Source organism: Chromobacterium fluminis (genome assembly GCF_011602385.1).
GTDB lineage: Bacteria > Pseudomonadota > Gammaproteobacteria > Burkholderiales > Chromobacteriaceae > Chromobacterium > Chromobacterium fluminis.
Genome location: NZ_JAAOMA010000069.1, coordinates 1 through 15,143 on the forward strand (window position 1 = coordinate 1; position 15,143 = coordinate 15,143).

13 protein-coding genes are annotated in these 15,143 nt (G+C 60.8%); 10 read left to right on the plus strand and 3 right to left on the minus strand.

Features of this window, described 5'->3' with window-relative positions; all coding sequences use genetic code 11:
- The first annotated feature begins 207 nt into the window (after positions 1–207).
- The 8 genes from HA052_RS25530 (at position 208) to HA052_RS25565 (ending at position 9,408) form a co-directional block, all read left to right on the plus strand.
- A complete protein-coding gene (locus HA052_RS25530; protein ID WP_166454186.1) occupies positions 208–741 on the plus strand; it encodes an Lrp/AsnC family transcriptional regulator in 534 nt (177 codons plus the stop codon).
- Between the two features lie 44 nt (positions 742–785).
- On the plus strand, positions 786–2,333 hold the full coding sequence (locus HA052_RS25535) for a hydantoinase/oxoprolinase N-terminal domain-containing protein (RefSeq protein WP_166454187.1): 1,548 nt from the start codon (positions 786–788) through the stop codon (positions 2,331–2,333).
- A complete protein-coding gene (locus HA052_RS25540) occupies positions 2,330–3,466 on the plus strand; it encodes an S-methyl thiohydantoin desulfurase family protein (RefSeq protein ID WP_166454188.1) in 1,137 nt (378 codons plus the stop codon). Before HA052_RS25535 ends, HA052_RS25540 begins: the two co-directional genes overlap by 4 nt.
- Positions 3,467–3,515: 49 nt before the next feature.
- Entirely contained in the window at positions 3,516–4,637 is a 1,122-nt protein-coding gene (locus tag HA052_RS25545) for an extracellular solute-binding protein (RefSeq protein WP_166454189.1), read from the plus strand.
- A gap of 101 nt (positions 4,638–4,738) precedes the next feature.
- Positions 4,739–6,226 carry a DUF3138 family protein gene (locus HA052_RS25550; protein ID WP_166454190.1) on the plus strand — a complete coding sequence of 496 codons (1,488 nt, stop codon included), beginning with the start codon at positions 4,739–4,741 and terminating at the stop codon, positions 6,224–6,226.
- 310 nt (positions 6,227–6,536) lie between these two features.
- Complete coding sequence (locus tag HA052_RS25555) at positions 6,537–7,667, plus strand: ABC transporter ATP-binding protein (RefSeq protein ID WP_240937575.1); 1,131 nt, start codon at positions 6,537–6,539, stop codon at positions 7,665–7,667.
- Positions 7,664–8,572: an ABC transporter permease subunit gene (locus tag HA052_RS25560; protein WP_166454192.1), complete on the plus strand. Its 909-nt coding sequence runs from the start codon at positions 7,664–7,666 to the stop codon at positions 8,570–8,572. Before HA052_RS25555 ends, HA052_RS25560 begins: the two co-directional genes overlap by 4 nt.
- Positions 8,569–9,408, plus strand: a complete 840-nt coding sequence (locus HA052_RS25565; protein WP_166454193.1) for an ABC transporter permease subunit — start codon at positions 8,569–8,571, stop codon at positions 9,406–9,408. The genes HA052_RS25560 and HA052_RS25565 overlap by 4 nt, the downstream gene beginning before the upstream one ends.
- Before the next feature lie 181 nt (positions 9,409–9,589).
- On the opposite strand, the gene HA052_RS25570 is transcribed toward HA052_RS25565, so the two are convergent.
- The 3 genes from HA052_RS25570 to HA052_RS25580 all read right to left on the minus strand — a co-directional run bounded on the left by HA052_RS25570 (position 9,590) and on the right by HA052_RS25580 (position 11,911).
- A complete protein-coding gene (locus HA052_RS25570; RefSeq protein ID WP_206119054.1) occupies positions 9,590–10,495 on the minus strand; it encodes a BPSS1187 family protein in 906 nt (301 codons plus the stop codon).
- 514 nt (positions 10,496–11,009) lie between these two features.
- Entirely contained in the window at positions 11,010–11,450 is a 441-nt protein-coding gene (locus tag HA052_RS25575; protein ID WP_166454194.1) for a type II RES/Xre toxin-antitoxin system toxin, read from the minus strand.
- Positions 11,447–11,911, minus strand: a complete 465-nt coding sequence (locus HA052_RS25580) for an Xre family toxin-antitoxin system antitoxin (protein WP_166454195.1) — start codon at positions 11,909–11,911, stop codon at positions 11,447–11,449. The genes HA052_RS25575 and HA052_RS25580 overlap by 4 nt, the downstream gene beginning before the upstream one ends.
- A 567-nt stretch (positions 11,912–12,478) precedes the next feature.
- On the opposite strand from HA052_RS25580, the gene HA052_RS25585 reads away from it, so the two are divergent.
- Positions 12,479–14,128, plus strand: a complete 1,650-nt coding sequence (locus tag HA052_RS25585; protein WP_166454196.1) for a methyl-accepting chemotaxis protein — start codon at positions 12,479–12,481, stop codon at positions 14,126–14,128.
- 279 nt (positions 14,129–14,407) lie between these two features.
- Entirely contained in the window at positions 14,408–14,953 is a 546-nt protein-coding gene (locus tag HA052_RS25590) for a hypothetical protein (protein ID WP_166454197.1), read from the plus strand.
- The last annotated feature ends 190 nt before the right edge of the window (positions 14,954–15,143 follow it).

Below are 15,143 nucleotides of genomic sequence, written 5' to 3' on the forward strand. Positions count from 1 at the left end.
CCCGAGAACCTGTCCAAAAGTCGCGCGCCCCCCCGTAGCCGCAACTTCGCTCACGTGTTGCGGAGGGTCACGCCCCCTGCTACATGTGGCATTATTTTCCTTTTTCGGAATTTTTTTGATATACAAATTCCGAAAAAGGAAAAATATCTTTGACGTAGGAATGTGACAGATTTAATCTGAACTCAGATCATCTCGTGGCGTGCCGGCATGCCGGCGCCTGATAACCAAAAGGAAACCGAAGTGGCAGATGAATACAAACTTGATGAGTTGGACCTGGCCATCGTGGAAGCGCTCGGCGACAACGGCCGGCTCTCCCCCTCCGAGATTGCGACAAGAATTGGCGACATCTCGGAACGGACCGTCCGCTCCCGTCTCGCCGCCATGATTGAAAACAAGCTCATCTATGTCGGCGCCATGCCGGACCCATCGGCCGTTGGCGCCAGCGTGCTGGCCGACGTCACCATCGATGTCGAGCCCGGCAAGGTGTCCGAGGTGGCTAACCGGCTGGTGGACTTTGAGTGCATCAACTATGTGGCGATCACCTCCGGCGGCCAAGCCATTGCCATGGCCATGTCGGCCGCCAGCAACCTGGAATTGCTCGAGTTTGTCGACACGGTGATCGGGAAAATTCCAGGCGTGCGCGCCACCAATGTCGTCATCCTGCTTTCCATCCTCAAAACCTTTGGCTGGAAGACCAAATCGGCCGAGAAGTTGCGGGCCAAGCTGCAAAACCAACCATAAACGTATCGCAACGATCAGTACGGCATCGGTATAGGGGAAGTGTAATGTACAGAATCGGTATCGACGTCGGCGGCACCAATACGGACGCCGTCGTGCTCAAGGGCCAGCAGGTGGTGGAAAGCGTGAAGCTTCCCACTACCGAGGATGTCATCACCGGGGTCACCAGCGCCCTGGCGGTTGTGATGGCAAAGGGCGCTATCACGGCGGACAGCGTGTCCGCGGTGATGATAGGCACCACTCATTTCCTGAACGCCTTGATTGAAGGCAATGGGCTGAACAAGGTGGCGGTGCTGCGCTTGTGCGGCAAGGCCACCGCTTCGCTGCCGCCGATGGTGGATTGGCCGCCGGCGCTGCGCGAGCAAGTCTCCGGCTATGTGTCCGCCTTGCCCGGCGGCGCGGAATACGACGGCGCGCCAATCGCCGAGCTGGACGTGGCCAAGCTGAAGGCGGCCTGCCGCGATATCCGGGAACTGGGCCTGACTTCCATCGCCATCAGTTCCGTGTTTGCCCCGGTCAAGGCCGACGATGAAAATCGGGCGCGCGACATTGTGATGGCCGAAATTCCCGGAGCCAGGGTTTCTCTGTCCCATGAGGTGGGCCGGCTTGGCTTGCTGGCGCGGGAAAGCGCCTGCATTCTGAATGCCAGCCTGCACAAGCTAGGCCAAAAAACCTTATCGGCGCTGTCCCAAGCCCTGGCGAAGCTTGAGCTCAACTGCCCGCTCTACCTGACTCAGAACGACGGGACCTTGATGAGCGCCGCCTATGCCGAGCGTTTCCCCATCTTCACGCTCGCCTCCGGCCCAACCAATTCCATGCGCGGCGCGGCGTTTTTGTCCGGGCTGAAAAACGCCATTGTGATCGATATCGGCGGCACCACTTCGGACATCGGCCTGCTGGTCGAGGGCTTTCCCCGGGAGCGGGTGCAAGGCGCGGAAATTGCCGGCGTGCGGACCAATTTCAAAATGCCGGATGTGTTGTCCGTTGGGCTCGGCGGCGGTTCCATCGTCAATAGCGCTGGAAACGAGCTCTCCATCGGCCCGGTCTCGGTGGCTTACCGGCTCAAGCAAGAAGCCAGGATTTTCGGCGGCGACACCCTCACCGCCACCGATATCGCCGTCGCGCACGGGCTGCTGGTTCTGGGCAACCCCGCCATGCTGGGCGATCTCTCTCCCGCGCTGGTCGACCGTGCCGTCAAGCAGATGCAAGACATGCTTGCGGCCGGCATCGAAAGGATGAAGCCCGGCAAGCAGGATATCCCGGTCATTCTCACTGGCGGCGGTTCCGTGCTGGTCAAAGGCGAGCACATCGCCAACTGCCAGGTGATTCGCCCTCCTCATTACGCGTCGGCCAATGCCGTTGGGGCGGCCATCGCTCAAATCTCCGGCGAGGTGGACAGGATCTTCTCCGTGGAGCGGGACCAGCGCGCCGCGGCCCTGGAGGCGGCCAAAACCGAGGCCCGGCAGAAAGCCGTCGCCGCCGGAGCCAAGCCCGACACGGTAGACATTGTGGAAGTGGATGAAACCCCTCTGGCCTACCTGCCGAACAATGCAACACGCATCCGCGTCAAAGCCATCGGAGATTTGCTGGCATGAAAAACTGGATTCTGAACGAGCAAGACCTGGATTACATCGCCCTGGGGGCGGCCGTCTTGGGCACTGGCGGCGGCGGCAACTCCTACCTGGGCAAATTGCGCGCGCGCGAACAATTGCGCGCTGGCCGAAGCATCGAGGTGATGTCGCCGGATGCGCTGGATGACGAGGACGCCATTATCTGCGTCGCCGGCATTGGGGCGCCAACGGTGGGCTTCGAAAAAATCGAAGAAGGGCAAGAATGTCTGCGCGCTTTCCGGGCGGTGGAGAGCGAGTCCAAGATCCAGGCCCGAGCCTTGATGACCGATGAGATAGGCGGGTCCAATTGCTTTGAACCGATGATTGTCGCCGCGCTCACCGGCCTGCCGGTTGTCGACGCCGACGGCATGGGCCGCGCTTTCCCGGAGATGCAGATGAGCACGCTTGCCATTGCCGGCTGTCCGGTTTCTCCCTTTGCGCTGTCGGACGATAAAGGCAATGTCGTGGTATTCCGCCATGTCATTTCCTTCCACTGGCTGGAAAAACTGGCGCGGGCCAGCACAACGGCGATGGGCTGTTCCGCCGGGTTCGCGCTAGCGCCGATGACCGGGCTGGAAATCAAAAACCACGGCGTCCATCACACCATCAGTCAAGCCTGGAGTTTAGGTAAACAAATCAGCGACGCGCGCGACAACAAAATAGACCCTATCGGCGCGCTGCTCGCGGAAAACAACGGCCGCCTGCTCTTCAAAGGCAAGATTTCGGATGTGAGCCGCGCCACCAGCAATGGTTTTGCTCGCGGCCAAGTTGAGCTAGATGGTTTGGATGGTCATTCAGGAGAGGGGATGGAGATCGACTTCCAAAACGAAAACCTGATCGCCCGCGTCAACGGCGAGGTGGTGGCCACCGTGCCGGATCTCATTTGCGTGTTGGATTCCGAATCCGGCCAACCGATAGCAACCGAGGAGATTCGTTTCGGCCTCCGGGTATCGGTCATCGTCCTGCCCGCCTCGCCGCTGCTGCGCACTCCGCAAGCGCTGGACGTCGTTGGCCCGAGAGCCTTTGGCTACGACCTGGACTACCAACCGGCGGCGGACTACGTCAAACCGCTGCAGCGCCATGCCAAGCCCAACCAGCCGGAATTGATTGCCGGCTAAACCCCGGCTTACGGCTTAGCTTTGATCCAATACCGCAGGGAGCATCCAAATGAAGCCATCCGCATCTCGTTTGACCGCCGCTTGGGTTTGCGCCGGCCTTCTGTCCTCTCTTCTCGCCATGAGCAGCAGCGCCAGGGCTGGGGACGACAATACGCTTAACGTCTACAACTTCTCAATGAATATCGGCCGCGATACCGTACGCAAATTCGAGAAGGAAACCGGCATCAAGGTCCGCTACGACATTTACGACACCGACGATACGCTGCTGACCAAGCTGATGGTTGGCCACTCCAATTACGACGTGGTCTTTCCCAGCAGCAGTTACTTTATCAAAGAGATGGGAGCCGGACTTTTCGCCAAGCTTGACCAGAAGAAGATTCCCAACGCCAAGAATATAGATCCTCAAATCAGCAAGGCCTTGATCAATATTGACCCCAAAGCCAGCTATGCCGTGCCTTATATCTACGGCGTGACCGGTGTGGCCTACAACGCCACGGAAGTCCGGAAACGCCTTGGCAGCGAAGCGCCAGTGGACAGCTGGGATCTGGTTTTCGACCCCAAGTGGGTGGCCAAGCTGAAGGGCTGTGGGGTTTCCCTGGTGGACAACGGCGCGGAGACGGCAACCGACGCCTTGCTCAAACTGCGCCTGAACCCCAATTCCAAATCGCCAGCCGACTATAAAGCCGCGTTTACGCAGTTGAAGAAAATCCGCCCTTACGTCACCCAATTCAACTCATCAACCTATATCGACGAAATGGCCAACGGCAGCCTATGCGTTTCCACCGCGTTCTCGGGCGATGTCTTAACCGCCAAACTACGCGCCAAGGAAGCCGGGCACCCAACCGATCTGAAGTTTGTGATCCCCAAGGAAGGCGCCCCCTTATGGATTACCTTGATGGCGATTCCGGCTGACGCGCCGCATATGGACAACGCGCTGAAGTTCATCAACTTCCTGCTGCGCCCGGATATCGCGGCGGAAATCACCTCTGAAATCAAGTTCCCAAGCGCCGTGAAGGCGGTGCGAAACCTTGTCTCGGCCGATATCGCCAATGACACGATGATTTACCCCTCCGACGCGGACCGCAGCCGTCTGATCCTCGAACAGGATGTTCCCCCGGCGATCACTCGCCTGATCAACCGGGAATTCACCGAACTCAAAGCCGGACGCTAAGCGGCCTCTCCCCGAACATTTCAATAACAACGCCCCCGCCGCCAGGCGGAGGGTGCGGGAAAGTCATGCCCTGAAGAGCAATAAACACAAAGGAGATGGAGATGAAGGCACTGTTAGGAGCTGCGCTGCTTGCAGCTTTACCCCCGGCAGCATGGGCCGCTTCGGCCAGCGACAGCGATGCGGCGGCGCGGCTGGAAGCCCTGCAGCATAAGGTCGAAGCTTTGGAGAATGCGCTCAAGAACGCCGGTATCACGCCCTCCGGCGAATCCGCGCGGGCGGACGAGAGCGAAGAGATCAAGCAGCGCTTGAACAAGCAGGAATTGATGCTGCAGTCGCTCACCGATGCCGCCAGCACCGGGCCCATCGCCGGCCTGTCGGTCACCGGTTATCTGGACCCGGTCTACCTCTATAACGCCAACGCGAAAGACAGCGGCTTCCACTTCCTGGACCACAGCAACAATTACAGCTACTACAACAGCTCGATCGGCGACGTATACCTGGACATCAAGAAGGTTTTCGGCACCGGCCCCACCGCGCCCTTCGCCGAGATCCAGATCATGCCCAACCGCGGCGCCGGCAACGTCACCCTGGACGGCGGGTCCGGAGGCGGGCTATTCAACGCCGCCCAAATCACCTTGCCCTTGAGCAGCACCCAGCAGATCATCGCCGGCCTGATGCCCAGCGTGTCCGGCTATGAATATCAGCAGTCCAACATCCTTCCTACGCTAACCCATAACCTGCTCTACGATTTCAGCGTGCCGGGCTATTTTGTCGGCCTGGGCTATACCGGTTGGACCGACAGCGGCGATTACACCTGGAAAGTGCTGCTAGGCAATGAACAGAATCGCACCCATCCCAACCGGGCTGAGAATGCCGACGGCGGAGCGCAAAGCAACCGAACGCCAACGCTGACATGGCGAATCGACAAGGTAAAAGGGCTGTGGGACTGGGGCTGGTCCGCGGCGCTGGGGAGGCAATCGGTCTACACCGGCAATGCGCAGAGCAGTTGCCCCGCCGGCCGCTACGGCTTGAACTGCCTGAGCGACAAACCGTTCACGCCCTATATGTTCACCGAGTTCGACGCCGCCTACGTGGCTGCCGATTTCACATTCAACGCTGAGCTGGACTTCGGCCGTCAAAAATCCGCGGCCTGGAACGGCGGGGATGCCGGCTGGTGGGGCGCATCGCTGCTGGCCGTGCGCAAGTGGAGCTTCGCACCGATCGGCCTGCTTGGATCCGCTCTGCGCTGGGACTACCTGGATACCGGCCGCAACGGAGGCGGCGCCGGCACCACCTATACCGGCGGCACGGCGCTGAGTGGCATGCAGGCCTCCGCCGGCACCGACGGCGTCAACGGCTTCGGCATCGCCCCGGCCTGTTTGGCCGCCTCCAGCAACGGCGGGCTGGATTGCCGCGGCGCCAGACGTCAGGACGTGGCGCTGGACTTCATGCTCTACCCCACCTCGCAACTCACCGTGAAGTTCGAATATCGACACGACTGGGCGGATCAGGCGGTGTTCCAGAGAAGCGACGGCAGCTGGAGCAAAAGCAACAACCTGATCGGCAGCAGCCTCATCTACACCTTTTGATCTGAGAACGTGTTTACGATCTCGCGAGCTAAGGCGAGACAAGGCGAAAACGAGCGAAAAAGCGGAATGTACACGTGGTACATGAGCATTTTGAGCTTGGTTTCAACGCCGTATCGCCGACGCGCAGCAGATCGTAAACAGGTTCTGAGCGCCCCCGCGCCTGCTTGCCCTGCATCCCCTCGGATGCAGGGATTTTTTCCCCAACGGTTTGCAACCATGAATGTTAACAGCCCCGGCGTCCGCTTCAGGAAGGCGCAAAGGGACGGCCGCACCTTAATTTCTATAAAGAGAGGTAGAAAAGATCATGACCATGCCCATGAGCCATCGAGAGAAGGAAGCCATCCACGCATCGAAGGCGGATTTCGTTCAAATCATCGACGTCGTCAAGAAGTTCGGCGACGCGACTGCGGTCAATCATGTCAACCTCAGCGTGGCCAAAAACGAGCTCTTCGCTCTATTGGGCAGTTCGGGCTGCGGCAAGTCGACGCTGTTGCGCATGCTGGCCGGCTTCGAACACCCCACTTCCGGCCGCGTGCTGATCGATGGCGACGACTTGGCAAAAATCCCGCCTTACCGGCGCCCGGTCAACATGATGTTCCAGTCCTACGCGCTGTTCCCGCACATGTCGGTGGAAGGCAACGTCGCCTTCGGCCTCAAGCAGGAAGGCCTGCCCAAAAACGAGATCCGCGACCGTGTCGACGCCGTGCTCGAACTGGTGCAGATGCGCAAGTTCGCCAAGCGCAAGCCGCATCAGTTGTCCGGCGGTCAGCAACAGCGCGTGGCCCTGGCTCGCTCCCTGGTCAAGCGCCCGAAACTGCTGCTGCTGGACGAACCCATGTCCGCGCTGGACAAGCAAATCCGCCAAGCCACCCAGATGGAGCTGGTCAATATTCTGGATAAGGTGGACGTCACCTGCGTGATGGTGACGCACGATCAGGAAGAAGCCATGACCATGGCCAACCGCCTGGCGGTGATGAGCGAGGGCGCGATCATCCAGATCGGCACCCCGCATGAAGTGTATGAGTACCCGAACAGCCGCTTTACCGCCGAATTCATCGGCTCCACCAACCTGTTCAAGGGCAAGGTGGTGGAAGACGAAGCTGACCACGTGTTCATTGATGGCCCGGACCTCAAAACCCGGCTGTTCGTCAGCCACGGCATCACCGGCCCGCTTGGCATGGACGTGAGCGTATCGGTGCGCCCTGAGCGCATCAACGTCACCCGCGCCAAGCCGGAGCAACAATACAACTGGGCGCAGGGCACGGTTTCCAACCTGGCCTACATGGGCAGCTACACGCTGTTCCACGTCACCCTGGAAAACGGCAAGGTGGTGATCGCCAACGTGCCGAGCCTGGCCCTGATGCGGGACGACGCTCCGTCCTACGACGACGAGGTGTTCGTCAGCTGGACCGAAACCAGCGCCGTGGTGCTGAGCAAATGAAAAAGGGGATCCAACGCTGGCTGCCTTCGGGCCGTACCGGGGTGATCGCCGTCCCCTTTGTGTTTCTGGCGCTGTTCTTTCTGCTGCCGTTCATGCTGGTGCTGTGCATCAGCTTCGCCCAGCAGCGGATCGGCGTGCCGCCGTACACCACGCTGTTTGAGATGCAGGACAATATCTTGCGGATCCAGCTCAACCTGGACCACTACGTGTTCATGTTGCACGACGACCTGTATCTGGCGACTTACCTGTCCTCGGTCAAGATGGCGGCGGTGTCCACCCTGCTGTGCCTGCTGATTGGCTACCCGATGGCCTATTACATGGCGCGGGCGGCCGAGAGCATGCGCAACACCCTGATGATGCTGGTCATGCTGCCGTTCTGGACGTCCTACCTGGTCCGCGTGTACGCCTGGATCGGCATCCTGAAAAACGAAGGCTTCCTCAACAACTTCCTGATGTGGCTGGGCGTGATCCATGAGCCGCTGCGCCTCTACCACACCAACTGGGGCGTCTACATCGGCATGGTGTTCTCCTACCTGCCGTTCATGATCATGCCGCTGTACGCCCACTTGGTGAAGATGGACCTGCTCCAGCTGGAGGCGGCCTACGACTTGGGGGCCAAGCCGTGGCAGGCCTTCGTCAAGGTCACGCTGCCGCTGTCCAAGAACGGCATTATCGCCGGCAGCCTGCTGGTGTTCATCCCGGCGGTGGGCGAGTACGTGATTCCGGAACTGCTGGGCGGCTCCGATACGCTGATGATAGGCCGCGTGATGTGGGGCGAGTTCTTCAACAATATGGATTGGCCGATGGCGGCGACGGTGACCTGCACGATGGTGCTGCTCTTGCTGGTGCCGATGGCCTTGTTCCAGCACTACCAGCTGAAAGATATGGAAGGGGATCAACCATGATCAAGCCGAGCAAACCACTGTCGTATACCGTGCTTGGACTGGGTTACGCCTTCCTCTACCTGCCCATCGTGCTGCTGGTGATCTACTCGTTCAACGAATCCAAGCTGGTCACCATATGGTCCGGCTTCTCCACCAAGTGGTACGCCGCGCTGCTGGAGGACGACGAACTACTGAGCTCGGCCTGGCTGAGCTTGAAGATCGCCGTGCTGACCGCCAGTTCTTCCGTGGTGATCGGCACCGTGGCCGGCTACGTGCTGGCTCGTTTCGGCCGCTTCCGCCTGTTCCCGCTGTTCGCCGGCATGATCAGCGCGCCGCTGGTGATGCCGGAAGTGATCATCGGCATCTCCATCCTGCTGTTGTTCGTCAATCTGGAGAACTTCGTGGGCTGGCCGCAGGGCCGAGGACTCACCACCATCTGGATCGGTCACACGGTGCTGTGCGTGTCCTACGTCGCCATCATCGTGCAGTCCCGAGTGCGGGAACTGAGCCTGCCGCTGGAGGAAGCGGCGATGGGTCTGGGCGCCACCCCGTTCAAGACCTTCTTCGTCATCACCCTGCCGCTGATCGCTCAGGCGCTGGTGTCCGGCTGGCTGCTGTCATTTACCTTGTCGCTGGATGATCTGATTACCTCGGCGTTTTTGTCCGGACCCGGCTCCACTACCCTGCCGATGGTGATCTTCTCACGCGTGCGCCTCGGTCTGAATCCGGAGATGAACGCGCTGGCTACGGTCTTCATCACACTGGTGACCGTGGGCGTGGTGGCCGCCAATCAGCTGATGAGGGCACAGGAACGCCGCCGCGCCGAAGAAATGCGCATGGCTTTTGCACAAGATTGACAAGGTGCTCGGTCAATCAAGCAGGCGAGGATGGTGCCCTAAGAGCGGCTAACAAACCCCTGATGCTGCGTTGCGCCGACTTGCCGTACTCAAGTACTGCCTGCGTCGGCGCGCCTTGCCTCAGCCGTGAAACTGAGTTTGTTAGCCGCTCTAAACGGCAAGCCCCGCCTGCCACCTCTCTCTACCCCCGCTTAAGCTGCTCCAACATCTCCTGCCACAGTTCCCGGTACACCGGATTGCTGGCGCCTTCGCCATGTCCGGGATTGTCGGCGTTGGGGCGGCGTATCGGTTTGTTCAGCGCGAACTGGTGGTCCGCCGGGATGCGCATGGCGTTATAGGAGAGGCGGATGGCGGAGGCGAAGTTCTCCTGCACGTGATAGGTGCCGAACAATCTGTCCGGCGGCGTCGCGCCGGGGGCGGCGTACCAGGAAGCGATGCGGTTGTTGGCGCGCATGTCCCAGCCGCCGGAAAAGTCGATCACGCCCCGGACCGCCACGCGCTTGGCGATGTAGGCGGCCATGCCGCCGCCTTGGGACTGCCCGGACAGCACGATCTTGCTCCAGTCTACGGCTTGCTTGTCCAGGTACTGTTCCCAACGGCCTTGGGGATCGGTTTTGGACAGGTAGCGCAACAGAGCGGCCAGCCGATAAACAATGGCGTCTTTGGGTTTGTCCTGGATCAGCGCGGTGGTGTTTTCCCCAAAGGCGCGCTTCTGGCGCATTTGTTCCGCGCAGTCCGGATTGCTTGCCAGCACTGGCCGGGTGCAAACCTGGGAAACAGCCGGCGTGTCGATATAGGACAGGATGATGAAGCGGTAGCCCTGGGCCAGCGCGGTGTCGATGAAAGCCTGTTCGCCCACCACGGTGCGTGTGGTTTCGCCGCCGGTTCCTGGCAGGAAGACCAGCAGCGGCGCGCGTCCGCCCTTCTCCGCCGAAAAAACGATATGCGGCCCGCTGTTCGCCACAATCCCGCCATCGGTATCCGTGGGAAAAATATCCTTGCGGACGGCGTCCGCCCATGCCGCCGTGGCGGCACTGAGCAGCAGCGCCGCCGCGGCCGTCTTGCCGGCCCATTTCCAAACTGTCATTGCATTCCTCGCATCTTAAATAAGAGCGGCTAACAAACTCAGTTTCACATCTGAGGCAAGGCGCGCCAACGCAGGCAGTACTTGAGTACGATAAGTTGGCGCAACGCAGCATCAGGTTTGTTAGCCGCTCTTAAGTGGGTTGAATTGCCCCGACTGCCTGGGCTTGCATGAACCCTTGGCTAGTTTTCTCAAAACCTGTTTACGATCTGCCGCGCATCGGCAGAGGGATTGTGCGATGAATGCCGGCTTCGAAATGCTCATGCACCACAAGTACATTCCGCTTTCTCAGCCGCTTTCGCCTTGCCTCGTTCTTGCTCGCGAGATCGTCAACACGTTCTCCGACTCTACTCGCGCTGTCCCGCGCACAAAAGCGCGGCAAGGCGGATTTAGGGCCAGAGTTTGTTTACGATTGTTTCTACGGAAAAGTTTAAGATATCGCGAGCGAGAGCAAGACAAGCCGAAGGCCGCCGGACAAGCGGAAGGTTGGCACAGAGCGCTTGACTCGGGGTCTTCATCAAGACTTCAGGCGCGCATCCCAAGGCACGTCCCGCACGCTGAGTATCCGGCAGGCGCCGGCGTCCGGGTGAAGGGGGTTTAGCAGGTAGTTGTGGGCGTTGGGAGCCACCGCGCTGGGCACTTGCAGCGCGGCGGAGGCCTGACGTTGCAGCCAGTGATGGCCCAGGCCCTGGGTGAACGCGGGCTGCAGGGTCCAGTCCGTCGGCAGGCTGGCCTGGTCCAGCGTCTGCACCAGGCGGTCCGGCAGTTCCACTTGCAGCAGGGTGAAGGTGGCGGGCAGAACGGCGACTTCCAGGTGCACCAGCACTTCCAGCATGGCGCTGGCCGGGTGGTCCGCCAGGTAGACGATGGGCTGGCCGGCGGGGTGCCAGCGGCCGGGCCAGCGCAGCCCGCCCAGGCCCTTGAGATCGGCGTAGCGGCTGATGCGCCAGGCAATCACGCCGCGTAGCCTTCGTTGGCTTGGTAAATCAGTTGTTCCACCAGCCGCGCGCCGGGTTCGGTATGGGCCATGTCTAGCGGCGATTTGCCCTCAAAACGGTGCAGCGGCTTGCGCAGCCATTGAGCGGCGGCGTCCTTGTCGCCGAACAGGTCTTCCGCCAACAACAGCAGCTTGGCCACGCGCACGCCGCGTTCGGATTCCTCGGTGTTCAGCGTCTGGCCCTTCTTGATGCGATGGGACAGGGTGCGCGGCGGGATGACGAACTCCAGTTCCCCGCGGCTGAGGCCGGCGTCCACCAGGCGTTCCAGCATGCCGGTGTCCACGCCCAGCTCCACCACTTTGGCGACGTCGAAATCGTTGAGCATTTCCTGCCCCACCAACACGCTCAGTTCCTGCAACAGGCTGTGTTCCACCATGGGCGGGACCGGCGTTTCCGGTACAAATACTTGCAGCGCTTTCATGGCCCCTCCTTGATTTGGCAATTTGCCCATTCATTATCGGCATTTTGCCAAGACAAAACAAGGGCGTGGCTTGGCCGGCTTCCCTCTTCTGACTCTAAACACAACAGAAGCTGCACGCCGGACGCTTGGATTAGACCGCACCGATCTTGACGTTTGAAAACGGCAACGCGGATTTTATGTCTTTTACATTGCAAGGGACATGAAAAAACCTCATATCGGCCCCCTGCCTGGCCTTTGCCTCCCGCCTAGCCCCGCTTGCCCGGGCATACACCCTATATTGCCGCTTTGCGATGCAAAAATAACCATTAGGACTATATGCGTGACGTGAATTATGATTGCGCCTATTCAATGAAGTCACACTGCTTCCACTTCGTCACGAGGAGAGGCGCTGGCATTGAAACGCTCCGTCGCACCGGCCTGTGGGCCCATTCCTGATGTTCCAGAGTCCCGGCCCAAGCTGGAGTTCATGCCAGCATGAAGCGCTGTGTCTTCATACATTGACGCAATCGCCAATTCATAGGCGTTTGCCATGAAAAAAGATGAATACCAGCACCAATGGGGGGCATTATGTTAAGTCAATTCACTATCGGGCAGCGCATCGCCGCGCTGGCGGGCAGCTTGCTGTTTGCAGTGGCTCTGGTGGGCGGTTCCGGCTGGTGGTCCTTGAACCAGATGGACGGCGAACTGACCTCGCTGTTTGACCAGAAGATCGCGTTCCGCTACCAGATGAACGCCATGCAAAGCAGCATGCTGCACATCCGCCAGGATGAGAAGAACATCTTCATCAGCATCGGCAATCCGGACAACTCGGACCAAAGCATCCAGACCAACAAGCAGTTGCTGGACAAGCACATCGCCGAATTCAAGAATCAGGCCGGCGCCGCCAAGTCCATGGCCATGGCGGCGGATCACCAAAAAACCTTCGACAGCATGCTGACCGGCATCTCCGGCTATGAGCAGGGCATGAACGGGCTGTACCAGAAGATCGCCAGCGGCGAAATCAACCGGGCCAATGTGGGCGACGCCGGCATCACGCCGTTCAAGCCCAAGCTGTACGAGGCGCGCGACGCGCTCAACAGCCTGAGCAAGCTGGCCGACGACTCCGCGCAATCCGCCGAGGACGCGCTGGCGGTCAGCATGAAAAACACCCGCAATATGATGCTGACCATCCTGGGCCTGGCCCTGGTGATGGGCGTGGCTCTGGCCTTCGCCATCGTCCGCTCCATCACCCGCCCCTTGCAGGCCATGCAGCAGACCATGCGCCACGCGGCGGAGAAAAACGACCTGACGGTGTCGGTGGATCAGACCGGCCGCGACGAAGTCAGCGAAACCGGCCGTGCGCTGGCGCAGCTGCTGGGCAATCTGCGCGCCTTTCTGCAGCAGACCCGCGAGGACGCCAAGCAGGTGAACGACACCGCTCACGCGCTGTCCGGCGTATCCAAACGCATTGCCGAGGCGTCCCAGGTGCAAACCGACGCCTCTTCGTCCACCGCCGCCGCAGTGGAGGAGATGACGGTGAGCATCAACCTGGTGGCCGAGCACGCGGTGGAAATGGCCGGCGAGGCCAAGAGCAGCATGAACGAGGCGGTGAGCGGCAGCGAGGTGGCCGGCCAGGCCGCGCAGCAGATGTCTGAGATCGCCAGCGTGATCAGCCGCTCCGAAACCATCATCATCGGCCTGAACCAGCGCTCCGATGAGATAGGCAACATCGTGGACGTGATCCACGACATCGCCGAACAAACCAATCTGCTGGCCTTGAACGCGGCGATTGAAGCGGCGCGGGCCGGCGAAACCGGCCGCGGCTTCGCGGTGGTGGCGGACGAGGTGCGCAAGCTGGCGGAACGCACCGCGCAGGCCACCGGCGAAATCTCCGAGAAAATCAAGGCGGTGCAAGGCGACACCACCACGGCGGTGGCCAGCATGCGCGAAGCCACCGAGCGGGTGGAGACCGGCGTGGCGCTGAGCGGGACGCTGTCCGAACGCCTGGCGCAAATCCGCGTGCTGTCCACTCGCCTGCTGGAGAAAACCAGCGAAATCGCCGAGGCGATGCGCGAGCAGAGCACGGCCAGCAACGACGCCGCCAAGAATGTGGAGCGCATCGCCAATATGGGTACGGAAAACGGCTTGTCGGTGGAGGAATCCTCCGCCATGGCGCAGCAGTTGTCCGGCCTGGCGCATGGCTTGGATGCGGCGATCAACCGCTTCCGCGCGGATTAAAAACAAGAAGCTCCAGCCCTTGAACGCCTTCTAAACATCCAGCCTCTCAAGCTTGAGGGCGCGTCCGGCTTGGTCCGGCCGCGCCCTCAGAACGTGTTTACGATCTCGCGAGCAAGAGCGAGACAAGGCGAAAACGAGCGAAAAAGCGGAATGTACTCGTGGTACATGAGCATTTTGAGGGCGTTTTCAACGCCCCTTTCTATCCATCCCGCCGAAGCGCAGCAGATCGTAAACAGGTTTTCATGCCACAATCCAGATTTTCGCCCGCCCTCTTCACCCATGTCCGCCCTCGAGCCGCTGTACGCGCCGTTCGCCACCTCTCCCGCCGTGCTGCTGTGGCCGGCGCTGTTCCTGTTGCTAAGCCGCCAGCTGCGCCGCCGCGCCTGGTTCTGGCCCTATGTGACGCTGTCGCTGCCGGGCACGGTGCTGCACGAACTCTGCCACTTCATGGTGGGCTGGCTGCTGCGGGCGCGGCCCAGCCGCTTCAGCGTGTGGCCGCGCCGCAACGGCCGGCAGCTGACGCTGGGCCAGGTAGGTTTCACCCGGCTGACGTGGTGGAACGCGCTGCCCATCGGCATCGCGCCCTTGCTGTTGCTGCCGCTGGGCTGGGGCCTGCTGGCTCTGGCGGCGCACTGGCCGTGGCTGAGCCCGGCGGCGGCCGTCCTGGGCTTTCTGGCGGCGCAGTGCTGGGACGGCTGCCTGCCCAGCAGCACGGACTTAAGCCACGCCGGGCGCTCCGCTCTGGCTTACGGTGTGCTGGCCTGCGCGTTGTTCGGCGCTTACGCGCTGCTGCATTACGGTTTACGCGCGCTGGCCGGACAATAAAAAACCGCCGGTTTCCCGGCGGTTTCGTATCAAAGGCACGCCTACTCTCAAGCCGGCGCCATTCCCACCCAGCCCTGCGGAATGGACTCCAACAGCTTGCGGGTATAGCTCTCCCGCGGTTCGCGGTAGATCTGGTCCGCGTCCGCCTGCTCCACCACTTCGCCCTTGTTCATCACCATCACTTGGTCGG

What these genes read in the sequence shown, in the direction of transcription:
- HA052_RS25530 (WP_166454186.1), top strand. Translation starts at nt 208, where the DNA reads ATGCCGGCGCCTGATAACCAAAAGGAAACCGAAGTGGCAGATGAATAC.
- HA052_RS25535 (WP_166454187.1), top strand. Translation starts at nt 786, where the DNA reads ATGTACAGAATCGGTATCGACGTCGGCGGCACCAATACGGACGCCGTC.
- HA052_RS25540 (WP_166454188.1), top strand. Translation starts at nt 2,330, where the DNA reads ATGAAAAACTGGATTCTGAACGAGCAAGACCTGGATTACATCGCCCTG.
- HA052_RS25545 (WP_166454189.1), top strand. Translation starts at nt 3,516, where the DNA reads ATGAAGCCATCCGCATCTCGTTTGACCGCCGCTTGGGTTTGCGCCGGC.
- HA052_RS25550 (WP_166454190.1), top strand. Translation starts at nt 4,739, where the DNA reads ATGAAGGCACTGTTAGGAGCTGCGCTGCTTGCAGCTTTACCCCCGGCA.
- HA052_RS25555 (WP_240937575.1), top strand. Translation starts at nt 6,537, where the DNA reads ATGCCCATGAGCCATCGAGAGAAGGAAGCCATCCACGCATCGAAGGCG.
- HA052_RS25560 (WP_166454192.1), top strand. Translation starts at nt 7,664, where the DNA reads ATGAAAAAGGGGATCCAACGCTGGCTGCCTTCGGGCCGTACCGGGGTG.
- HA052_RS25565 (WP_166454193.1), top strand. Translation starts at nt 8,569, where the DNA reads ATGATCAAGCCGAGCAAACCACTGTCGTATACCGTGCTTGGACTGGGT.
- HA052_RS25570 (WP_206119054.1), bottom strand. Translation starts at nt 10,495, where the DNA reads ATGACAGTTTGGAAATGGGCCGGCAAGACGGCCGCGGCGGCGCTGCTG.
- HA052_RS25580 (WP_166454195.1), bottom strand. Translation starts at nt 11,911, where the DNA reads ATGAAAGCGCTGCAAGTATTTGTACCGGAAACGCCGGTCCCGCCCATG.
- HA052_RS25585 (WP_166454196.1), top strand. Translation starts at nt 12,479, where the DNA reads ATGTTAAGTCAATTCACTATCGGGCAGCGCATCGCCGCGCTGGCGGGC.
- HA052_RS25590 (WP_166454197.1), top strand. Translation starts at nt 14,408, where the DNA reads ATGTCCGCCCTCGAGCCGCTGTACGCGCCGTTCGCCACCTCTCCCGCC.